Below are 20,998 nucleotides of genomic sequence, written 5' to 3'. Positions count from 1 at the left end.
ATTGATTAGGCTAATTGATAAGTGGGTGAAGACAGAATAAGAGCGGTGGCATCCCTTGGTGATAAGCCTTTGAGCGCGTCAACGATGCTGGATTCGGTGTTACCATCCAAGAGTAAAGCAACTAAATCCTTAGTGGTAAGTTCTTTCGGATCGTAGTTAAACCCACCATTATCTCCATAGTTTTGGGTCATTTGTTGTGCCAAATTTAGGCGGGTTAAAAGTGATGGAGCCGTTAACCAAGCCTTACCTTGGGCAAAGCCTTTAACCGTAGGTGCATTATAGAAAACTTCCCCCATAGCCTTTAAACTTCCTAAGACTTTAAGGCTATCAGCTTGGATTTCCAATTGACGGATGCTGCCAATCATAAAATATATGGGAGTTTTTAATAGACTTCTATAAGCTTTCGTGCTGTACAGTTCGGGACTTGAAAAGATGGCAGAAACTAGGGATTTAATATTGCGATCACTCTGTTTATATACCTTAGCAAGGCGATCGACTACATTAGGTTCTGGATTGGGATAGGCAAAAACACTCCAAAGTTTACGGGCAATAGTTCGAGCTGTACTGGGATGATTTGCTAAGATATCCACCACGTCTTCTGTGTTAAGGTTTCCCGTTTTGCCTAAATAAGTCTTAATCCCCTGATCGTGACGGCGCGGTAGAAATAAAGCTTCTGGAACAGACAAGAGATTAGGTTTAATCGCCCATCCAGTTAAAGCTCTAGCACCTTCCTGAATATCTTTTTCGCTGTACTGTCCCCGCCCTAGGGTAAATAATTCCATAACTTCACGGCTAAAATTCTCGTTAATTTTGCCTGATCGATTTTGCCCGTTATCCAAGTAAGAAAGCATAGCTGGACTGGTAGTAACCGACCATAATAGTTCTCGAAAATCCCCTAAAGCATAGGTGCGCAGTCGGGAATCATAATCGGCAAGAGAATGAGGTAAGCCCACTTTTTTAGCGGATACCACAAAATGATCTCTCCAGAAATTAACCACTTTCTCCTGTAAAGGATTTTTGGCATAGATAGTTTGATTAATTAGCCAATCGGAAAATTTTAAGGTTTGATCGCGCCTAAGCTTTCCATTCTTTTCAACTACGCCTAAATTAGGAACGGGAGCATTTTCTCTAGAGTTCAGCCATTTATTTAATAATTCTGAAATGGATATGGAACTATTTAATTCCTCTATGGTCGCTCCAAAACTAGCTCTGCGCAGAAAGTGAGCTTTTTTAGCTAATGCATCCATAAGCCTTACCAAAATTATCTACCTTAGATTAGGTAGATTAGACCGATCCAAAATCAGAAAAGTTCATGGGCAAGTATTAACTTTTATAAACCTTCAATTTAATTCAAAAGACTGAATTAGGAAATTTAAGATTAACCTTTTAGGATTAAATTGTTAATTTCCTTTAGAGCAATTAAAAACGCATCATGTCCATGAATAGAGTTGAGTTTGGCAAATTTAGCATTGGGGATAAACCGAGCTAATTCTTCTTGTTCTGTAAGCCCATATAGCAGGTCAGTGGGAGTGGAAATAACCAAAGTTGGTTGCTGAATACTAGCTAAAACCGAGTGATTATCACCGCGATCGCGTCCTAGATCGTGACTATTCATTGCTTTAGTTAAGGAAATATAGGTATTGGCATCAAACCGAGTGACAAATTTTTCGCCTTCTTGGTAGAGATAATTAGCGATCGCAAAATCACCAAACTTTTCCATCCTGCGCCCAAACCTTGACTCAAAATCGAGATGACTATAGTAGGAACAAGTAGCAATCACGCGGGCGATCGCCAGTCCCTGATTAGGTTGTAAATCTTGATCATAATTCCCATTATGCCAAGCAGGATCAGCCTAAATAGCTTGACGCTGAGTTTCCGCTAGGGCAATACTCCAAGCTTAAGATTTTCGCCAAGTTTCCAACTGATTTATCTGTTGCGATCGCGATTCCAAACTAATGGCTAAGCGATCGCAGGCTAATTCACATAATTTAAATATGATGGGATCGGCGATTTCATAATACACACTTACCCCTGAAGGATTACGAGATAAGATTCCTGCTTGCGTCAATATTTTTAGATGCTTAGACACATTCGCTTGCCCCAGTCCTGTTGCTGCCATAATATCACTTACATTTTTAGAACCAGATTTTAAGCAGCACAACACTTGAAGTCGGCTAACCTCAGACAATACCTTGAAATAATCAGCAACTTGTGCCAAAGCATTAGGAGAAACTTCCATGATTGAGAACCAATATAAAAGATTTTGTTAATTATTTGATTATATTACCATATAGTGATATAACGAAATGATTAAACACAGGCAGTCAATTGCCAACTATAAAATCTATGATTGACCAATACAATATCTCGCAATTAACCGAGATTGATGCCATATCCCTCAAACAAATGCTCGATTTACAAGAAGTTATCTTGGTAGATGTCCGAGAATCGAGAGAATATGCAACTGAACATATCGTAGGTTCTATTTCCATACCCTTATCAACCTTTGACCAAAATCTGATTGAGAACACGGGAGATAAGCCCCTAGTAATCTGCTGTCAATCGGGAATGCGTTCAAGTCGAGCCTCTCAGAAATTACTAGGAAATGGATATGAGCATGTGATGCAGCTTAAAGGTGGTCTATCAAGCTGGAAAGCTGCAGGATTCAAAACACAGGTCAATCGCCATGCTCCCATTAGTCTATTTCGTCAAGTGCAAATTGTGGCTGGTTCTCTTGTGGCAATCGGGACAGGATTAGGCGTTTTAGTATCCCCTTGGTTCTTGCTATTGAGTGGATTTGTTAGCTGTGGTTTGGTATTCGCTGGTGTCACCAATACCTGCGCTATGGGAATGCTTTTGATGAAACTTCCTTACAATCAAAGGACTTTATAATTATGAAACCAATTCGTATTTTCTATTTCTCAGATGTTCTTTGTATTTGGGCTTACATTGCTCAAGTTCGTTTAGAAGAACTAAAAATTGCTTTTTCTGAAAATATCACTATTGATTATCACTTCCTTCCTGTTTTTGGGAATACACGTGAGAAGTTAGAGAATGGATGGCGCGATCGCGGTGGATTAACGGGATATCAAAATCATGTCAAGGAGATCGCTAGTAAATTTGAGCATATTTCTGTACATCCTGATGTTTGGTCACGAGTTCCCGCTTCTTCCACATCAGCCCATTTATTTCTGAATGCTATTCAGTTGCTAGAGATAAAAGGTTTAGTTCCAGAATCCGATCCAGTTTTAGAAAGAACCGCTTGGGCGTTTCGAGAGGCATTTTTTACGAAACTCGCCGATATTAGCGATCGCAAGGTGCAGTTTGAAATCGCCGAGAAATTGGGGCTAAATACTAATCTCATTCAAGCGCAGATCGATAGTGGTGAGGCTTATGCTTTGCTATCCAAGGATTTTGATTTAATCAAAGAACATACGGTTACGGTCAGTCCTACTCTGATTTTTAATGAAGGGCGACAGAGATTAAACGGCAATGTCGGTTATCGAGTGATTGAGGCAAATATTCGGGAGTTGTTGAATAATCCACCCGATGAACAATCTTGGTGTTAGCCATAATTAGGAAATTAAGCGATCGCCTAGAAATCAAGACTCACGGCAGTAGCGATCGCTACTAAAAAATCAAACAGTAATTGCCTGCAACAACCACTGAGCAGCGTTAAGCCCCTTTTTCAGCTTAGATTACCAAACTTTTTGAGCTTATTCCCTAACAGGTCTAATAACAGATCAAAATAGTTTTGGTATAGGTAGTGGTTAAAATAGTTAACACATTAAGTATCTTTGCTTAGATCCCAATGCCTAGCTCATCCTCAGACGCTGATTTTCTTCAACAATGGCAGTATGCTCTTGCTCCTTATAATCTGGGACATAAGCTTAAACTTGCGTCTCAATTAATGTATCGAGATTTCTTAGAACAACTAGAGCCTTATGGATTAACTCCATTTCACTATTTGGTTTTATGTTGTCTTTGGGAAGAAGACGGGCTTTCAACGACTGGCATCGCAGATAAACTAAAACAACTGGGTGCAACTTTAACTGGAGTAGTTGATCGAATGGAAGAGCGTCAACTAGTTGTAAGAGAACGCAATCTAAGCGATCGCCGAGTCGTGCAAATCTGGCTTACCGAAGAAGGCAAGCAGCTTATGAAAGTCTTACCACCTATTGGAGCTTCAATAATTGCGAAAGCGACTAAAGACATTTCCAAAGATGAGCAGGATATCGTTCTAAAGACATTAGATCGAATTGTTGAGAACCTATCCTAAAAATTTGAAAACTCAATTATTGACATATTGATAAATACTTAATATATTGACTATTAATATATTAGGTATATGCTCGACAGGAGTCAAAATGCCCAAGTTAAGTGTCAAAGCAAAAAACTGGTTATTGTCGGCGCATGTTAGTTTTGCTTCCCTATGGACAGGAACTGTCCTGAGTATGTTTCTTTTGTCCTTGAGAAATACAAACTCAACTAACGCACAGGCTCTTTACGCTCTCAATTCAGCAATTAATCTTCTCGATGACTATATTGTTATTCCATCAGCGATCGGTTCAGTTCTTACAGCCACATTTCTATGCTGGATGACTAATTATGGATTTACTAAATTTTATTGGGTGATTACTAAATGGATTTTGACAACTGGATTAGTTATCTTTGGGACTTTTTGGCTTTTCCCTTGGGGAAATGTTGCTGAAAATATTTCTTTGGAAGAGGGATTGCAGTCTTTCCACAACTCTATCTATTCTTTTGATTCTCAAGGTGTTTTGATTGGAACTATAATTCAAGTTGTTTTTCTCATTTTAATTATCGGTATCTCTGTTTTAAAGCCTTGGGGTAGAAGACCAACGCAAGAGCAAAAACAAGCTGTATCTGATTAGCCAATTAGTGGCAATCGCTTTCCGCAAACAGCTTTTGAAGATGGATTGTTATGCGATCGCTAGTGCCAACTAAGCTAAGAGCTATCTTTCTTTTTGTCGCATCCAATGATCGAAATCAGCAGTGCCTTCGTCTATAACTAAATAAAAAGAGCGATCGCTACTGTAAAAATTTCTGCTTAGAATTACAGCAAAATTCTGATCAGTTGTACTATAGATAAAATGCCAAAACCAATACGGGGCTAAGCCCTGCGACCCTTTCCTTGTAGTGGGTTTGACTAAAAACTGCTGTAAAATTATTTTAAGTAATAGTCCAAACCCATTTAGTAAATTCTGGCTTATCAACACCATAGGTATAGGCATACTGGCGGGCATCGATTTGGAGATTACGAAATTTATCCTTAGCATGGGCACCTGCAACTTTAAGGGCAGGAATACGATTAATGGCATCGATCGCTAAACTAAAACGGTCAATTTCATTATTAATAGCAAGTTCCATTGGGGTATTAATATTTCCCTTCTCCTTATAACCCCTAACATGGAGATTCCTGTGGTTAGTACGACGGTAAGCAAGGCGGTGAATTAACCAAGGATAGCCATGAAAGTTAAAGATAATCGGCTTATCAAGGGTAAAAAGACTATCAAAATCAGCATCACTTAAGCCGTGGGGATGTTCGGTATTTGGTTGCAGTTTGAATAGATCAACCACATTAATAAAGCGAATTTTGAGGTCGGGGAATGCTTCTCTAAGTAGAACTATTGCTGCTAATGCCTCTTGGGTGGGAATATCCCCAGCACTTGCTATCACTAAATCAGGCTCCTGTCCTTGATCGTTACTTGCCCAATCCCAAATACCAATGCCCTTAGTGCAATGGGCGATCGCTGCATCTATGCTCAAATATTGCAGGTGTAATTGCTTATCGGCAACAATCACATTCACATAATTTTGACTATGCAAGCAATGATTCGCCACAGACAAAAGACAGTTAACATCTGGCGGGAGATAAATGCGCGTAACGGAGGCACTCTTATTAACTACTAAATCAAGAAATCCGGGGTCTTGATGGGTAAACCCATTGTGATCTTGTCGCCATACAGTAGAGGTAATTAATAAATTTAAAGAAGCAATGTCTGACCGCCAAGGAATATGATTGCAGATGTCGAGCCACTTGGCATGTTGATTAAACATCGAATCAATCACATGAATAAAAGCTTCATAGGAGGACAGAAAGCCATGACGACCAGTAAGTAAATACCCCTCTAGCATTCCTTCTAACGTGTGTTCGCTTAACATCTCGATCACCCGTCCATCGGTTGCTAGTTCTCCCCCATCGGTATCTTCGGGTAGGTAAGTTTCAATCCAGAATTTTTTACTAACTTCATAGATGGCATTCAGCTTATTAGAACTAGTTTCATCGGGTCCAAACACTCGGAAGTTGTGGGGGTTTAACTTCATAATGTCTCGCAAAAACTCACCTAAATACCAAGTATTCTCTGCCTCAATCTGGGCGGGTTGCTCAAAGGCGATCGCATAGTCTCGGAAATCTGGCATTTTTAGGGCTTTCTTTAGTAGCCCTCCATTGGCATGGGGATTAGCACTCATGCGGCGATTACCTTGGGGAGCTAGTTCCTTTAACTCAGGCAGTAATGTGCCGTTGTGATCAAATAATTCTTCAGGTTTATAACTAAGCAGCCATTCCTCTAGTATTTGCAAATGGGCAGGATTATCAATTTTGGCAATGGGAACTTGGTGTGCCCGCCAGAATCCTTCGACTTTATGTCCATCTACTGACTTTGGTCCAGTCCAACCTTTGGGCGATCGCAAAATAATTAGGGGCCAACGCGGACGCTCGGCAATACCAGTGGTGCGGGCTTGCGCTTGGATATTTTTGATTTCATTCAGGCAATGCTCAACCGTAGCTGCCATAGATTGGTGCATAGAATCATGCTCGGAGCCTTCAATAAAGTAAGGAGTATAGCCATAACCAGTAAATAGTGCCGCTAATTCTTCATGACTGATGCGTGCTAGTAATGTCGGATTGTTGATCTTATAACCATTCAGATGCAAAATCGGCAATACCGCCCCATCACGAATAGGATTAATAAACTTGTTTCCATGCCAAGAAGTAGCCAGTGGTCCAGTTTCCGCTTCCCCATCTCCAACTACAACTGCCACCACTAAATTAGGATTATCAAAAGCAGCACCGTAAGCATGGGAAAGACTGTAGCCTAATTCTCCACCTTCATGAATAGAACCGGGCGTTTCGGGCGTACAATGACTACCAATGCCACCGGGAAAAGAGAACTGTTTAAAAAAGGCTTTCAATCCCTCTTCATCTTCACTTTTATCGGGATAGACTTCGGCATAGGTACCTTCTAAGTAAGTCGGTGCAAGTACTCCGGGTGCTCCATGTCCAGGTCCAGCCATGAAAATCATATTCAAATTATATTTTTTGATTAATCGATTTAGATGGATGTAAATAAATGCTAATCCCGGACTTGATCCCCAATGTCCCAAGAGCCGCTTTTTGATATGTTCTGGTTTAAGGGGCTCTTTGAGTAGAGGGTTATCACGCAGATAGATCATGCCCGCCGCCAAATAGTTACAAGCACGCCAGTAAGCATGTATTTTGAGCAATTCTTCAGCACTTAAGGGTTCACCTTCTACTGTAGCTCTAGCTGCTCCGAAGGCACTAATAGAAGTATTGGGGTTGGCTGCTATCATCGTCTTTTTCTCTATTGCTAAATTACTAAGTGCTGAATTACTAATTTTGAGTAAGATGTTCAACCAGGATTTAACTGCGATTTTAACTTTGTTTTCCCTGCGTAAAGTTAAGTGAGTATTAAATGAGTATAAATATTAATTATTGTCCTAAATCCCCAGCAAGTTATTTAGAGGCTTGGTTGTTACTAGGCAACCAATACCCCAAGCTAAACAAAAGATGCAGATATTACCCCAGATGCAGTCGACTACATCAATGCCCACGGCACTAGTACTCCCATTAATGATACCAGTGAAACCATAGCAATCAAGACTACCTTCGGTGAGCATGCTCCTACAATAACTTTGTGCCACAAATTTTACAACATAAAGCATCAGAATCATGCTGAGAAAAACCACATTGACTGCAAGTTATATCAACTTGATTAGCATTTTTGACTAATTTCTTAAATAACTCCCCTAACTGTATAGGAATCAAAGCAATACCAGTTAAAATCATTAAAATCGTCATCAACTTTCCTGCAGAGGTAATCGGGGTAACATCTCCATACCCAACTGTAGTCATAGTAAAAATTGAGAAGTAAAAAGCATCTAAGAAAGTTCCAAAATCCTTTTTGTTAACTACATGTTCAAATTGATAAACTAATCCAGAAAAAATAAATACTATGGAAAGTAGTGTAAATATGACTCTTGCAAAAATATTAAATTCTTGATTTTGGTGTGATTTTTTAGATAAAAATCGAAAAATTCTTAAAAATCTAAACCATCTTAATAATCTGATATATCTGGTATCAGCGGCAGCTAAAAAGAATGGAAGTATCGCAATTAAATCAATTAAAGAATATAAACTAAAAAAGTACTTAGATTTATGCTCAGCACACCAAAATCTTAATAAATACTCTAATCCAAAAATATATAGAATAGAAGTATCGATAATATCTAAAATTTGTTGAGTCCTATTAGAAATTGGATAGGTTTCTGCGACAAATATACCTGCGGAAATTAAAACTAAAAGAGCGATCGCAATACTAATGGCTTTGCCAATTGGGGTTTCAAGATCATCTAGATAAAATGCAACCTTAATTTTAAGTTTAGTAATAAAGGCGATCGCTGAATTATGCATCTCTTAACTATCTGAATCACTGCTTTATAGATAAAATGTAACATACACCCCAAAGTATCCCTTAGTCGTGAAATAGGCTGTATAGAGAAAAAGGGTAAAAAATTCTTTTAAATTAATAAAGCGAATTTTTGATTGACGCAAGAGTATGATGATCGCTATATAAATACAAAGTATAGGTTTATAGGTTTGCCAATGCTCTAGAAGCAATGATCTGAAAAAACACAAAAATTAATATGCAAACAAATACAACCATTAATTGTCGATTATTATTGAAGCATCCATAAATTCCTAATTCTATGGCAGTATCTGGTACAGAAGCCCCCATTAATATTACTGACCTAGTATTCCAAGTCAGCCTAGACCCGATGGTTGTGGTAACTATACCTGATTGCCGCATTACCAATGTTAATGATGCCTTCTGTGAGATTTGCGAATATCAACATTCTGAAATAATTGGTGCCACGGGACTAGAGTTAAATCTCTGGGATAAGCCCGACGATCATAATCGGTTTGTGCAGCCATTAATTTCCCATCAGTCAGTTAAAGGTTTTGAAACTAACTTAAGGTCAAGAAGTGGCAGGATTCGGCGGATTCTGATATCAGCGCAGGTGTTTGAGCATGGGCAGGAAACTTTAGGGGTGATGTCGATTAAAGATATTACCGATCGCCTAGAAACTGAAAAAGCTTATAGACTACTATTTGAGAATAATCCCAAGCCCATGTGGATTTATGACCCAGATACATGGCAATTTTTAGAGGTAAATGAAGCGGCGATCGCTCTATATGGATATTCTCGGTTAGAGTTTTTATCCATGACCCTTGCGGATATTCGTCCCAAGGAGGATATTCCCATCCTAAACCAAGCGGTTACAAGCTTTTTAAGTAAAACGGGAATGCTTGAGGAGGATGCTCACTGGCGACACCAAAAAAAAGATGGCACTATTTTTGATGTAGAAGTTAGTTCCCATAAAATATCGTGGCAGGGTAAGTTATCTCATTTTGTCATGGCTGAAGATATAAGCGATCGCAAAGCTGTCGAAGTTCAATTAAGTGAATCTCTGCAATTAATCCATTCTCATTTTCATAATTCTCCCTTAGCTGTAATCCAGTGGGATAAAAATCATCACATTACCCATTGGTCAGAACAGGCAGAAAAGATATTTGGCTGGACTGAGGCTGATATTCTAAATATAGATTATCAGAGTTGGCAATTTGTCCATGAGGATGATTTTGATCGAGTGGCGGTGAAGGTAAGGGAACTATACAATGGTGGTAAATATAGCCAGATTCAAGTTGAGAATCGTAACTACACCAAAGATGGCAGAATAATTACCTGTGAATGGCATAACTCCGCAATTTTTGATAATGATGGCAATTTGATTTCCGTACTTTCCTTTGCCCAAGATATTAGCGATCGCAAAGCTACAGAACAGCAATTAAAAGCCTCCTTGCAACTTGTTAATGCCCACCTAGATAATTCACCTTTGGCAGTGATTCAATGGGATCAAAATTTTTGTGTTACCCAATGGTCAAAGCAGGCAGAAATTATATTTGGTTGGACTAAAGCTGAGGTAATTGGTCAAAATTTCTTAAATTGGCAATTTATCCATGAGGATGACTTTGATCAAGTTATCGCTAGGGTTCATGAGCCTTATAGTAGAGGTGAAAATTTGCAAATTCAACATCTGAATCGCAACTACACCAAAGATGGCAGAATAATTATCTGTGAATGGCATAATTCAGCGATTTTTGATGATAATGGCAAGTTAGTTTCTATACTTTCGATGGCTCAAGATATTAGCGATCGCAAGCGAACTGAAGAAGCATTAATCAAAAGTGAAAATCTGCTCAATGCTACGCAAAAGATGGCAAAGGTGGGAGGCTGGTCATACCAATTAGACTCTAATCAGATATTTTGGACAGAGGAGATATATCGCATCCATGACCTACCCTTAGATTTTGAAATCAATCTGGTCGAAGACCTCGACTACCTAGTGAACTTCTACACCGAAGGTAATTCTCAAATTATCAAACAATTATTTCAAAGGGCGGTTGATTACGGAGAATCCTATGATTTTGAGTCGCCATTTATTACTGCCAAAGGTCGCTATCTATGGGTAAGAACCAGTGGTGAAGTAATTAAAGAAAATGATAAAGTCATCAGTATATCCGGAACTTTAATGGATATTACCGATCAGAAGTTATCAGAACTATCTCTGCGAGCAAGTGAAGAGAAGTTTCGTAAACTGGCAGAAGATATTCCCTGTATGATCTATTCATATATGGTCTATCCCGATGGTAGTGATAGTTTTAAGTATGTCAGTCCCCGCTGTTGGGACATTCTGGAGCTAGACCCAGAGTTATTAATGGCAGATTCAAATTATCTTTGGTCTATGGTTTTTCCTGAGGATATGGCGATTATGAGAGAGAGAATTGCTAACTCTGTCAGCAGTTGTAGTGAATTTTCGGGAGAATTTCGGATTTGTACTTCTCAAGGAATTAGGTGGTTAGAGGCAGTTTCCTATCCAAAATCCAATAATAGTTCTGATGAAGATATTGACATAACATGGGAAGGATTTATTTTTGATATTAGCGATCGCAAGTTATCAGAAATTGCTCTAAAATCAAGTGAAGAGAAGTTTCGTAATTTGGCAGAAAAAATTCCTTGCGTCATCTATTCCTATGATACCTATGCCGATGGTACTGATGCCTTTACCTACATTAATCCCAAGTCATGGGATATTTTAGAAGTAGAGTCAAAACTACTCATGACAGACTCTAGTCTATTTTGGAATAAGGTATTTCCTGAAGATTTAATGATGTTAAAGCAAAAAATTGCTGAAACCACTAATGATTACTTTATCGCCGAATATCGCATTTATACCTCCAAAGGTGAAAGGTGGCTCCGCTCAATTTCCTACCCTGAACATCGTATTAATGGAAATATTAACTGGAATGGTTTTACCCTAGATGTTACTGATCGCAAGCTGGCAGAACAGAAACTCCAAACTTCCCTAAACCAAGTTGATAATCACTTTAATAACTCTCCTTTGGCAATTATTCAATGGGATTCTGATCACCATGTCGTGCGGTGGTCAAAGCAAGCGGAATTAATCTTTGGTTGGACAGAAGATGAGGTGATGGCAATGGATTATCCTAGCTGGCAATTTGTCCATGCAGAAGATACAGACAGGGTCGCTGCGGAATTTCGCTCTTTATATAATTCATCGGGTAATAAAAGAATTGAGGTAGAAAATCGCAACTACACCAAGGATGGGAGAGTAATTTATGCAGAGTGGTATGCCTCAGCAATTTTTGATGATGATGGTAATTTAATCTCTGTGCTTACTTTTGCCCAAGATATTAGCGATCGCAAACAACAGGAGCAACAAATTCAAGAAACTCAGACATTCCTAAATTCAATCATTGAAAATATTCCCAGTATAATTCTTGTTAAAGACGCTAAAGACTTGCGATTTAGTCTTATTAACGAAGCTGGGGAAGAATTATTAGGTAAATCCCGATCAGAAGTTTTAGGCAAAACTAACTACGATCTACATACTGACCAAAATGCCGAATATCTCACGAGCAGAGATCGAGAAGCAATAGACTTAGTCAAGATTGTCGATATTCCCGAGTTAATAATTAATACAGCGAATCGAGGATCTAGACTTCTCCACACTCGCAAAGTGCCAATTTTAGATCGAAATGGAACTGTTCAATATTTATTGACTATTTCCGAAGATATTAGTGAACTTAAAGTTATGGAGAAATCCCTCCAGCAAAAGCTGAAACAGGAGCAAATGCTGTTTGAAATCTCCAATCGTATTCGCCGTGATCTTGATCTACAGACTATTCTCGGTACAACAGTTAGAGAACTTCGAGAGGCTCTTCAATGCGATCGGGTAATTATCTATAGGTTTAATCCCGATTGGAGTGGAAATTTTGTGGCTGAGGCTGTGGGAAAAGGCTGGAATCCTCTAATGGCTGTGACAGTGGATGAGGAGATGATTCTTGAATATGATCAGTCTATTGCTGATGAGCGTTGCTATGTGAGGGAATTAACAACTATCAGTGGTTCAGATTTAACTGATACCTATTTGCGTAATCACCAAGGTGGAATATACCGCACTCAAACCAACTATCTCTGTGTGAAAAACATCTATGAGATGGGATTTAGTCCATGCTATATCGATTTACTAGAAGACCTTGGCATTAAGGCTTACATTACGATCCCGATCTATGAAGGTGATAAACTGTGGGGGTTACTTGCATCCTACCAAAACTCTGGGTTTCGTAATTGGCAAGAAGATGAAGTCGCGATCGCCATTCAAATTGCTAATCAATTAGGTATTTCCGTGCGCCAAGCAGAGTTATTTGATCAAATTAGACAACAGGCGGCGGAGTTAAAAATTGCAAAAGAGGCTGCCGAAGCTTCTACCCGTGCCAAGAGCGAATTTTTAGCAATGATGAGTCATGAAATCCGCACTCCGATGAATGCCGTAATTGGGATGACTGATCTGCTTACAACTACACAACTGGACGAAGAACAACTGGATTTTGTGGAGACCATTCGTTCGGGCGGCTATGCCCTGCTCAGTGTGATTAATGATATTTTAGATTTCTCAAAAATTGAGGCAAATGGTTTAGAACTAGCATTAGAACCCTTTGGATTACGTGCTTGCTTAGACAGTATTACCAGTCTGCTATCAGCGAAAGCCCTAGAAAATAACTTAATTCTCTCGATTCAAGTTGATCGGCGGATTCCTGAAACTTTGATTGGAGATGTGAATCGCTTGCGACAAATTCTGATCAATTTGGTGGGGAACTCCCTTAAATTCACAGAAACGGGTACAGTGCAAGTTCAGGTGAAACTGCTGCATAAAGAAGGGATTGATTGCAAAGTTCAGTTTGATGTGATTGATACTGGGATTGGTATTGCCAGCGATCGCCTCCAACGACTATTTCAACCATTTCAGCAAGGAGATAGTTCCATTACCCGTCGCTATGGAGGTACAGGTTTGGGCTTAGTAATCAGCAAACGCCTCTGTGAGATTATGGGCGGTAATATGTGGGTCAAGTCAACCCTTGGCTTAGGTTCTACATTTTCATTTATGGTGAATTTGCGATTGAGTCTAGAAACTGAAGTTAAACAAGTATCCCCACAGTTATTGACTAACTTGCCGTCTAGCTTACGCATTCTGATCGCTGAGGATAACCAAATTAATCAAAAGGTTGCCAGCACTATGCTAAAAAGACTGGGCTATGACGTGGAAATTGCTAACAATGGACTAGAGGCACTGGAGAAAATGAGAATCTATCCCTTTGACCTCATATTTATGGATATGCAGATGCCGGAAATGGATGGACTGACTGCCACTCGTCAGATTCGTTCGGAATTTTGCCTTGAAGATCAGCCCTTGATTGTAGCGATGACTGCCAATGTATCAACAGATTGTATGGAGGAGTGTTTTGCGGCAGGAATGGATGAATTTGTGGCTAAACCTGTGCGACAGGATGATTTAATTAAGGCGATCGCTAAACTGTTTCCTTAATTTCCGTTTAATTTTCATTGAATTTGCAAGATGAAGTTAATGCCCAGTAATTTTCAAGTTATCTACTATGAATCTCTGGATTCTACCAATAGCGAAGCATGGCGATTAATCGATCAAGGTATTGGTTCTGAAGGTGTAGTAATTGTGGCAAAAACTCAAACCTCTGGGCGAGGACAACGGGATCATCTTTGGCAGTCTGACCTTGGGGGTTTATATTTATCGGTGATTTTTCAGCCGCAGCAACCTGCTCAAGCAGTCGCCCAAATGACGATATGGAGTGCGTGGGGAATTGCTAATGCCCTAAGAACAGTGGTTCCCGACCTAAAAATTAAGTGGTTGAATGACTTAGTAGTTGCCAATCGTAAGTTGGGAGGGATTTTAACTGAAACTAGGGTTACGGGTGGAATTATTACCCATGCAGTTTTGGGAGTGGGGATCAATTGGTTAAATGAGGTGCCAACTGTGGGGATTGCCTTGGCAGATTTGGCAAGTAATGTGGAAAACTTAGAAACTTTGGAATCTTTAGTACTTTCAGGGATCAATCAGGGCTGGCATTATTGGCAGGATCAAGGCATTGACGCAATTTTACCTAAATATTTACAGCTACTTTCTAGTTACTCAGTCCAAGTTGGCGATCGCTCTGGTACAATTATCGCCGTGACAAGTGCAGGAGATTTGGTCGTGCAATGGCATAATAACTTAGGAACATCTACGCTTATGCCCGGTTCTATTTCCTTGGGTTATGGCATTTCAGATTGCAGTTAATTTAAGTTAAAGGTTTTAATGAATTTAATATTCAAAACACTACTCAAAAAATTGCCAACATCTCAAGTAATTCAAATCCTGATCACAGTTGGGCTAGTGTCTGTAACTCTATCTGCTCAGGCTCAAACCTACAGAAAATCGGCGATCGCTCCCCTTAATAATTTAACCTTACCAACCCTTCCACCTAGTCCGCCGCCAGTAATTAATCTCCAAGATGAAACTGAGACTAATTTAATTCCCAGTTATAGACCCGAAAAAGTTGAAAAATCTGAAAAAAGACCTGATAAACTCGAAAAAATCGATGTAATTCTGGAAAGTCGTACCTCTGGCTGTCGGGCGATCGCTGGTCAAACCATTAATCTCCAGGCTAATCTCTGCCCCAAACCGAATATAACTCCCATTGCCAAAGTGCTTAGTAATAATGGCGATCGGCGGATGCTTTTCCCTATTCCCTATCCTGCCTTTATTAGTTCAGGTTTTGGTTGGCGTGTACATCCAATTACGGGTAAAAGTACTTTTCATCAGGGTATTGACCTTGCTGCTGCCGAAGGTACCCCCGTTTTAGCTGCCTATAGTGGCACAGTGGCAGTTGCCGATTGGTTGGGTGGACTGGGTAAAGCTGTGGTGATTACTCACGGGTATAGTGCGGAAACTCGCTATGGTCATCTATCCCAAATTTTGGTGCAACCGGGACAGGTGGTCAAGCAGGGTACAATTATTGGGCTGGTCGGTAGTACAGGAATGTCAACGGGAGCGCACTTACATTTTGAACTATGGCAAAGAAACGGCGGAGAACTGGCATTAGTTGATCCTACGAGTTCGATTTTAATTGCGATGGATAGTTTAAGTCGCTACTTACAAAGCATGGCGGGGCGATAGTTTGTTTAAATTAATTTTCTTAAATTAACTACTAACCAACCGACTGAGATAACGTTCAATCAGAATCATGGCGACAATATCATCTACCGGACGGGGGGGCGATCGCAAACCAAGGGGAACTAAAGCCATTAAACCTTGGGGAGGATAAAGCTGCCAATAGCGGACTTTTGCCTCTTGACTGCTAAAGCGTTCATTCACAGTGACAATATTTACGTCTGGGAATGCGTTTTTGAACTCAGACTTCCAGACTTGGGCAGTGGTTTGATCCCCCATGATAATTAGAGAAATCGTATATTTTGCCATCAAACTTGCAACCGTAGCGATCGCCTCACAACTGGGGATCACAGCTTGGTATAGAACTTTCCGATCTAAGCCTATGACTGCCACTCCACACTTATCCCGTCCGGGGTCAAATCCTAGCAACACTTAATTTATGTAGATTATTTATGTAGATTTAAGTAAGATTACCGTAGTTTTGATTTATCCAAGTTTGGTAGGCTACGGTTTGCACTTGTTGAATCCATTGAGGATTGTTTCTGTACCACTGGATTGTTTTGAATAAGCCTGTCTCAAAGGGTTCCTTGGGTTCCCATCCTAGTTCTTGGTTAATTTTACTGCAATTGAGAGCATAGCGGCGATCGTGTCCAAGACGATCTTTGACGAAGGTGATTAAATTCTTATGGCTAAATTCAGGATCGATTTCATCTTTAGTTTTATCTGTGACTTGATCCAAAAGAGTGCAGATTTGGGTCACCACTTCCAGATTCGTTAGCTGATTATTGCCGCCAATATTATAGGTTTCACCCACACGTCCCTGCTTTAAAACTAACCAGATCGCTGCACAGTGATCCTCAACGTAGAGCCAATCTCGAATATTTAAACCATCACCGTAGATCGGGAGAGGCTTACGGGCGATCGCATTGGTAATCATAAGTGGGATTAGCTTTTCAGGGAACTGCCTTGCTCCATAGGTGTTAGAGGCTGTAGTAATTAAAGTTGGTAAGCCATAGGTTTGGTAATACGAGCGCACCAGATGATCGGCACTAGCTTTAGCCGCAGAGTAGGGGCTATTGGGTCGGTAGGGACTAATTTCGGTAGTTGGTAAATCTTCAATGCCCAGAGAACCATAGACTTCATCGGTGGAAATTTGCAGAAATCGAAATTGCGATCGCCCTTGCCCATATTCCTTACAAGCTTCAAGTAACTCAAAAGTTCCAACTATATTGGTGTGAATGAAACCACTGGGATGCAAGATCGAACGATCTACATGACTTTCGGCGGCAAAGTTGATGACGGCATCGGGTTGATAGGTTGACAAAATTTCTTGGATTAGCTGTCTATTCCTAATGTCACCACGGATAAAAGTATAACGATCATCATTCTTTAACTGATCAAGACTATGGGGATTACAGGCATCGGTGAGCAGATCAACATTAATAATATTTGCCGAGTGCTGACGGTGAGCTTGCAGGATAAAGTTAGAGCCAATAAAACCCATTCCTCCTGTAATTAAGAGATTTTTTCCTGCATCCATGTCAATATTTCCTGATTTACCAACTCTGGAGCCTCATCTTGAGGGCAATGTCCCAAACTAGGAAACTCAACTAACTGGGCGCGGGATGAATATTTAACGAGGTTTCTACCCAAAGTTGGTGGAATAATTCGATCTTTAGCTCCCCATAGCATTAGGATTGGGACTTGTAGCGCAGCGATCGCCTGCTTAGAACTAGGTAAATCATTTGCCTGATTGATGGATAGATTTAAGTAATAGAATGCTTGGACAGCTAGAGGGTCTTGGGCAGGTTGAGCAATAATTTGGACTAGCTGATCATCAACATGGGTGCGATCGCCATAGGCAAAATTCTCTAAGACGAATTTAATTGATTGGGGACGACGAATTAAATAAAACAAAGGACGTGCCAATACACTACCGACAATGGCTTCTAGGGATTGCTTTAGGGGACGGATGGGCTTAGGTACCATTTCTTCAAGGGCGGTGAGATCGGGTAAGCTAATGGCAATTACACCCTTAGACATTTCTGGATGCCGATTGGTTGCCATTAATGCCACCAATGCCCCAATTGAATTACCCACAATCACCATAGGTTGACGAATAAAAGTTCGCCAAAAATCATATACCTGCTCCGCCCATACCCCAGCCCCATAGTAAGTGGGAGGTTTCTCAGAATTACCAAATCCCAATAGATCAAGCGCGTAAACTGGATAATGCTCGGCTAAACCTGCATAATTACCCCGCCAATGCCCAACTGCCGCCCCAAATCCATGAAGTAGTAACAGTGGAGTCGCTTTTTTAGGTGTAGAAAAATTTTGGGTAAATACATAACGGGTTTTCCAGCCCCGCCATTGCCAATCTCTTTGCTGAGTTTGATATTTCATTCAGGGGATTTAAAAAGGAGCGCAATTAATAATTAAATCTAATCACATCATAACTGACGTTAATCTGCGCCTTAAATCTATTGACACTCCTGAAAGTTATTCTAAGGAGTATAATAACTAGCGTCTTAATCATTGATTTTTTCTCTAATAGAATTTCAAGATCAATTAACCAAAATTCAAACAGCTAGGTAATAGTGTGGCTAAAAGTTCAACGCAAAAATGGATTATTAACGGGGTATTGGTAATAGTCACCCTTAGTTTTTTGGGACTGTCGATCGCTCCATTAATTACTAGTATTTTCAACCGTAGTCAACCCGAAGTAAATGTCCCAAAGGAAAGTAAGACCGCCGAGGCTGAGAAAATTAAAATTCAAATTGAGGGATTTGAGGCTGTCCTAAAGCGTGAGCCCAAAAATGAAACTGCCCTTAAAGGTTTAATCGATCTGCGTCTGAAGCTAAGAGACTTTCAAGGTGCCATAGAGCCTTTACAGGTACTAGCTGATGCGAATCCCCAAGTTCCCCAGTATCGGAAAATCTTGGCAAGGTTGAGGCTAGAACTCAAGGATCGAACGGGAGCGATCGCCGAGTATCAGAAAATTTTGACCACAAACCCCGGTGAACTAGAATCTTTGCAAACTCTAGTGTCCTTGGAAATGGAAGATCAAAAGCCTGAAGCTGCGATCGGATTATTAGATAAAGCCCTAGAAACAGCCGATACTGCCAACAAAGTTCAACCCAATAGCGTAGATAAACCAGCAATTCTCTGGATTTTGGGTAATGTGTATACTGAACAAAAACGTTTTCCAGAGGCGATCGCCACCTATGACAAAATTGCGACCGAGAACCCTAAGGATTTTCGACCATTTGTGGGGAAGGCACAGATTAAACGCTTAGAAGGTAAAGAAGCAGAAGCAAAAACCTTATTTACGGAAGCGGCGAAATTAGCACCCGCAGAGTTTAAGGATCGGGTTAACGAACTTGCGGCGAATAATCAGGTTAAACCCAGCACTAGTCAAACTAATCAAGTACCGAATCAACCACCAGTAGCTAAGCCCGATCAGCCAGTCCCAACTCCATCACCCTAGGATTAAGTCTAAGTGTAAATGACCCTCTTACCATTGGCTGTGCATTCAAAGAGATTACTATAGGCTTTGCACTTGGGCTTTACAAATCGCTTTTAGAACCTGTAATAACTTCTCTGCCGATTCGGGTTCAATTAAATGCAATGAGGGCAAAGGTTGATAGGTGGGAGAATTTGGCTTTTGACTGGCTTTCTGCACATAGACAAAATCGTAGCGAGTTCCATTGGTAGTTAAGCCCCACACGGCTTCTTGAACTTCCAAACTTTGATAGGTATATGTTAAAAGTTGGGGTAATCCTTCTAGGGACTCGATCGCCGAATTTTTAGTTTCAATTACCAAAATCCAAAAGGGAATATCTTTAGTACTAGGTTTCTCTTTATTAATGCAAATCAGGTCTAATCTCCCCGTGATACTAATATCCTCATCTTCCACATTAATGCGGTCAATCTCTTGTTCTATCCGCATTTTAATTGGCGATCGATAAAACCCCGCTAACCGTAAAAGTAACATGACGGTCAATGCTTTCACCATGCCCTCTAGCACCTTTCCATCGGCAAGGTAATTCTCAAAATCAATTTGAATCTGCTCAAGTTCAGAACGTTCAAAGTCCGATATTGGCTCTAGGGTTAAAAGGGAACTAAACGATCCGTAGGATATTTTTTGAAACTTCAGATAGTCATAGACTCGATCTAGGGTTAAAGTGCTGGCATTAATGGTAGGCATAATCTTTTTTGGTATTTGATAAATTATAGGTTCTGCATTAGGGCTTGAGTAAAAAGTCACCTTTCTATGTATGGGCGATCGCTAATAGTACCGCCACACTTGCCCCGATCGCTCCCATGATGCCATTGACAACCTCATTGGTTAACCATTCATACTTAGATTGCCACAATGCCCCGATCGCGCTTTCAATATTTGTCGCAATAAAGGCAGCAACAATACAAATTCCCAAATCCCAAGGACTGTTAATTAGCCCCAAACCATAGCCCACTAAAGCTTGCAAAACAGAACCGACTATGCCAGCGATCGTGCCTTCTAAACTAATTGCGCCCTCGGTACCATTGGGGACAGCTTGCAAAGTTGTAATTAAATAGGTGGTTTTACCGTAAGCTTTGCCAACTTCACTGGCGGTCGTATCTGCTAATTTGGTACTTAAACTCGCCACATAGCCCAGTTGCCAGAGGGGATTAGGTAAAAGCCCATAGCCGATCGCACAAATCGCTGCGGTAAAAGCTGATCCCCATAGATTTTCAGGTCCCCTTGCCCCGTCTCTTTTTTCGGCAATGCCCTTTGCTTCTTTAATATCTTTGCCAATGCGAGTAACACCCGAACCAACTGCTAAATAAAACAAAATTACTAAGTAACCCTGCCAACCTAAACAGCCCCACACCAAAATTCCTAAAGCCCAAGCGTGAATAATTCCAGATGTAGTTAAAACTTTTTTCGGTAGCAGTAAAGCGATCGCCCCCAGTCCCGTATTTAAACCAATGCCAATTAACCAGTTGTTAAGCATAGTACTTTTATCCAGCCACTAGGCGTAAAATTAGCATACAGTGATGACTCAGGTAAAATTATCCTTGCGGT

At 40.3% G+C, this 20,998-nt stretch carries 18 protein-coding genes and 1 pseudogene; 9 read left to right on the top strand and 10 right to left on the bottom strand.

The annotated features are described in order from the left end of the window. Positions 1 to 5 precede the first annotated feature (5 nt). From SYN7502_RS10580 to SYN7502_RS10570, 3 genes are all read right to left on the bottom strand, one after another. Entirely contained in the window at positions 6 to 1,247 is a 1,242-nt protein-coding gene (locus SYN7502_RS10580; RefSeq protein WP_015168819.1) for a DUF1800 domain-containing protein, read from the bottom strand. Positions 1,248 to 1,378: 131 nt separating this feature from the next. Next, the gene (locus SYN7502_RS10575) at positions 1,379 to 1,780 is read right to left on the bottom strand and encodes a homoserine O-acetyltransferase family protein (protein WP_071880363.1); all 402 of its coding nucleotides are present in this window, start codon (positions 1,778 to 1,780) and stop codon (positions 1,379 to 1,381) included. Between the two features lie 117 nt (positions 1,781 to 1,897). Next, on the bottom strand, positions 1,898 to 2,239 hold the full coding sequence (locus tag SYN7502_RS10570; RefSeq protein ID WP_015168818.1) for an ArsR/SmtB family transcription factor: 342 nt from the start codon (positions 2,237 to 2,239) through the stop codon (positions 1,898 to 1,900). Between the two features lie 107 nt (positions 2,240 to 2,346). Between SYN7502_RS10570 and SYN7502_RS10565 the strand changes: the two genes are divergently transcribed. From SYN7502_RS10565 to SYN7502_RS10550, 4 genes are all read left to right on the top strand, one after another. Further along, positions 2,347 to 2,892, top strand: a complete 546-nt coding sequence (locus SYN7502_RS10565) for a rhodanese-like domain-containing protein (RefSeq protein ID WP_015168817.1) — start codon at positions 2,347 to 2,349, stop codon at positions 2,890 to 2,892. Between the two features lie 2 nt (positions 2,893 to 2,894). After that, entirely contained in the window at positions 2,895 to 3,569 is a 675-nt protein-coding gene (locus SYN7502_RS10560; RefSeq protein WP_015168816.1) for a DsbA family oxidoreductase, read from the top strand. A gap of 242 nt (positions 3,570 to 3,811) precedes the next feature. Next, positions 3,812 to 4,279, top strand: coding sequence for a MarR family winged helix-turn-helix transcriptional regulator (locus SYN7502_RS10555; RefSeq protein ID WP_015168815.1), 468 nt, complete (start codon positions 3,812 to 3,814; stop codon positions 4,277 to 4,279). Positions 4,280 to 4,367: 88 nt separating this feature from the next. Beyond that, positions 4,368 to 4,895, top strand: a complete 528-nt coding sequence (locus tag SYN7502_RS10550) for a hypothetical protein (RefSeq protein ID WP_015168814.1) — start codon at positions 4,368 to 4,370, stop codon at positions 4,893 to 4,895. A 298-nt stretch (positions 4,896 to 5,193) separates the two neighbouring features. Here the strand turns inward: SYN7502_RS10550 and SYN7502_RS10540 are convergent, their stop codons facing one another. Further along, the gene (locus SYN7502_RS10540) at positions 5,194 to 7,617 is read right to left on the bottom strand and encodes a phosphoketolase family protein (RefSeq protein ID WP_015168812.1); all 2,424 of its coding nucleotides are present in this window, start codon (positions 7,615 to 7,617) and stop codon (positions 5,194 to 5,196) included. A 213-nt stretch (positions 7,618 to 7,830) separates the two neighbouring features. Between SYN7502_RS10540 and SYN7502_RS20990 the strand changes: the two are divergent. Beyond that, a pseudogene (locus SYN7502_RS20990) lies at positions 7,831 to 7,956 on the top strand (beta-ketoacyl-[acyl-carrier-protein] synthase II); the annotation flags it as partial. Here the strand turns inward: SYN7502_RS20990 and SYN7502_RS10530 are convergent. Continuing rightward, positions 7,949 to 8,737 carry an ion transporter gene (locus tag SYN7502_RS10530; RefSeq protein WP_015168811.1) on the bottom strand — a complete coding sequence of 263 codons (789 nt, stop codon included), beginning with the start codon at positions 8,735 to 8,737 and terminating at the stop codon, positions 7,949 to 7,951. The pseudogene SYN7502_RS20990 and the gene SYN7502_RS10530 sit on opposite strands and share 8 nt — an antisense overlap. A 296-nt stretch (positions 8,738 to 9,033) precedes the next feature. Here SYN7502_RS10530 and SYN7502_RS18350 point away from each other — a divergent pair, with 296 nt between their 5' ends. From SYN7502_RS18350 to SYN7502_RS18345, 3 genes are read left to right on the top strand one after another with little or no spacing between them, the layout of a single operon-like run. Beyond that, complete coding sequence (locus SYN7502_RS18350; protein WP_015168810.1) at positions 9,034 to 14,292, top strand: PAS domain S-box protein; 5,259 nt, start codon at positions 9,034 to 9,036, stop codon at positions 14,290 to 14,292. Between the two features lie 39 nt (positions 14,293 to 14,331). Next, positions 14,332 to 15,057 carry a biotin--[acetyl-CoA-carboxylase] ligase gene (locus SYN7502_RS10520; RefSeq protein WP_015168809.1) on the top strand — a complete coding sequence of 242 codons (726 nt, stop codon included), beginning with the start codon at positions 14,332 to 14,334 and terminating at the stop codon, positions 15,055 to 15,057. An 18-nt stretch (positions 15,058 to 15,075) separates the two neighbouring features. Further along, on the top strand, positions 15,076 to 15,936 hold the full coding sequence (locus SYN7502_RS18345; RefSeq protein ID WP_015168808.1) for a M23 family metallopeptidase: 861 nt from the start codon (positions 15,076 to 15,078) through the stop codon (positions 15,934 to 15,936). 24 nt (positions 15,937 to 15,960) lie between these two features. On the opposite strand, the gene SYN7502_RS10510 is transcribed toward SYN7502_RS18345, so the two are convergent. Genes SYN7502_RS10510 through SYN7502_RS10500 form a run of 3 tightly spaced genes read right to left on the bottom strand, consistent with a single transcriptional unit; the run spans position 15,961 to position 18,333 of the window. After that, on the bottom strand, positions 15,961 to 16,362 hold the full coding sequence (locus SYN7502_RS10510) for a pre-16S rRNA-processing nuclease YqgF (RefSeq protein ID WP_015168807.1): 402 nt from the start codon (positions 16,360 to 16,362) through the stop codon (positions 15,961 to 15,963). A gap of 28 nt (positions 16,363 to 16,390) precedes the next feature. Then, on the bottom strand, positions 16,391 to 17,470 hold the full coding sequence (gene rfbB / locus SYN7502_RS10505; RefSeq protein WP_015168806.1) for a dTDP-glucose 4,6-dehydratase: 1,080 nt from the start codon (positions 17,468 to 17,470) through the stop codon (positions 16,391 to 16,393). Continuing rightward, positions 17,446 to 18,333, bottom strand: a complete 888-nt coding sequence (locus SYN7502_RS10500) for an alpha/beta fold hydrolase (protein WP_015168805.1) — start codon at positions 18,331 to 18,333, stop codon at positions 17,446 to 17,448. The genes rfbB and SYN7502_RS10500 overlap by 25 nt, the downstream gene beginning before the upstream one ends. Positions 18,334 to 18,529: 196 nt before the next feature. Between SYN7502_RS10500 and SYN7502_RS10495 the strand changes: the two genes are divergently transcribed. Beyond that, complete coding sequence (locus SYN7502_RS10495) at positions 18,530 to 19,417, top strand: tetratricopeptide repeat protein (protein ID WP_015168804.1); 888 nt, start codon at positions 18,530 to 18,532, stop codon at positions 19,415 to 19,417. A gap of 57 nt (positions 19,418 to 19,474) precedes the next feature. Here the strand turns inward: SYN7502_RS10495 and SYN7502_RS10490 are convergent, their stop codons facing one another. Further along, entirely contained in the window at positions 19,475 to 20,137 is a 663-nt protein-coding gene (locus SYN7502_RS10490; protein ID WP_015168803.1) for a hypothetical protein, read from the bottom strand. A 64-nt stretch (positions 20,138 to 20,201) separates the two neighbouring features. Further along, complete coding sequence (locus tag SYN7502_RS10485) at positions 20,202 to 20,927, bottom strand: TIGR00297 family protein (protein WP_015168802.1); 726 nt, start codon at positions 20,925 to 20,927, stop codon at positions 20,202 to 20,204. Between the last annotated feature and the right edge of the window lie 71 nt (positions 20,928 to 20,998).

This window comes from Synechococcus sp. PCC 7502 (genome assembly GCF_000317085.1).
Taxonomy (GTDB): Bacteria; Cyanobacteriota; Cyanobacteriia; order Pseudanabaenales; family Pseudanabaenaceae; genus PCC-7502.
This window is presented reverse-complemented; position numbering and strand designations above follow the sequence as displayed.

Bases quoted from the DNA above. Each gene is read 5' to 3' on its own strand.
- SYN7502_RS18350 (WP_015168810.1), top strand. From the start codon at position 9,034: ATGGCAGTATCTGGTACAGAAGCCCCCATTAATATTACTGACCTAGTA.
- rfbB (WP_015168806.1), bottom strand. From the start codon at position 17,470: ATGGATGCAGGAAAAAATCTCTTAATTACAGGAGGAATGGGTTTTATT.
- SYN7502_RS10565 (WP_015168817.1), top strand. From the start codon at position 2,347: ATGATTGACCAATACAATATCTCGCAATTAACCGAGATTGATGCCATA.
- SYN7502_RS10580 (WP_015168819.1), bottom strand. From the start codon at position 1,247: ATGGATGCATTAGCTAAAAAAGCTCACTTTCTGCGCAGAGCTAGTTTT.
- SYN7502_RS10485 (WP_015168802.1), bottom strand. From the start codon at position 20,927: ATGCTTAACAACTGGTTAATTGGCATTGGTTTAAATACGGGACTGGGG.
- SYN7502_RS10520 (WP_015168809.1), top strand. From the start codon at position 14,332: ATGCCCAGTAATTTTCAAGTTATCTACTATGAATCTCTGGATTCTACC.
- SYN7502_RS10530 (WP_015168811.1), bottom strand. From the start codon at position 8,737: ATGCATAATTCAGCGATCGCCTTTATTACTAAACTTAAAATTAAGGTT.
- SYN7502_RS10500 (WP_015168805.1), bottom strand. From the start codon at position 18,333: ATGAAATATCAAACTCAGCAAAGAGATTGGCAATGGCGGGGCTGGAAA.
- SYN7502_RS18345 (WP_015168808.1), top strand. From the start codon at position 15,076: ATGAATTTAATATTCAAAACACTACTCAAAAAATTGCCAACATCTCAA.
- SYN7502_RS10555 (WP_015168815.1), top strand. From the start codon at position 3,812: ATGCCTAGCTCATCCTCAGACGCTGATTTTCTTCAACAATGGCAGTAT.
- SYN7502_RS10540 (WP_015168812.1), bottom strand. From the start codon at position 7,617: ATGATAGCAGCCAACCCCAATACTTCTATTAGTGCCTTCGGAGCAGCT.
- SYN7502_RS10560 (WP_015168816.1), top strand. From the start codon at position 2,895: ATGAAACCAATTCGTATTTTCTATTTCTCAGATGTTCTTTGTATTTGG.
- SYN7502_RS10550 (WP_015168814.1), top strand. From the start codon at position 4,368: ATGCCCAAGTTAAGTGTCAAAGCAAAAAACTGGTTATTGTCGGCGCAT.
- SYN7502_RS10490 (WP_015168803.1), bottom strand. From the start codon at position 20,137: ATGCCTACCATTAATGCCAGCACTTTAACCCTAGATCGAGTCTATGAC.
- SYN7502_RS10570 (WP_015168818.1), bottom strand. From the start codon at position 2,239: ATGGAAGTTTCTCCTAATGCTTTGGCACAAGTTGCTGATTATTTCAAG.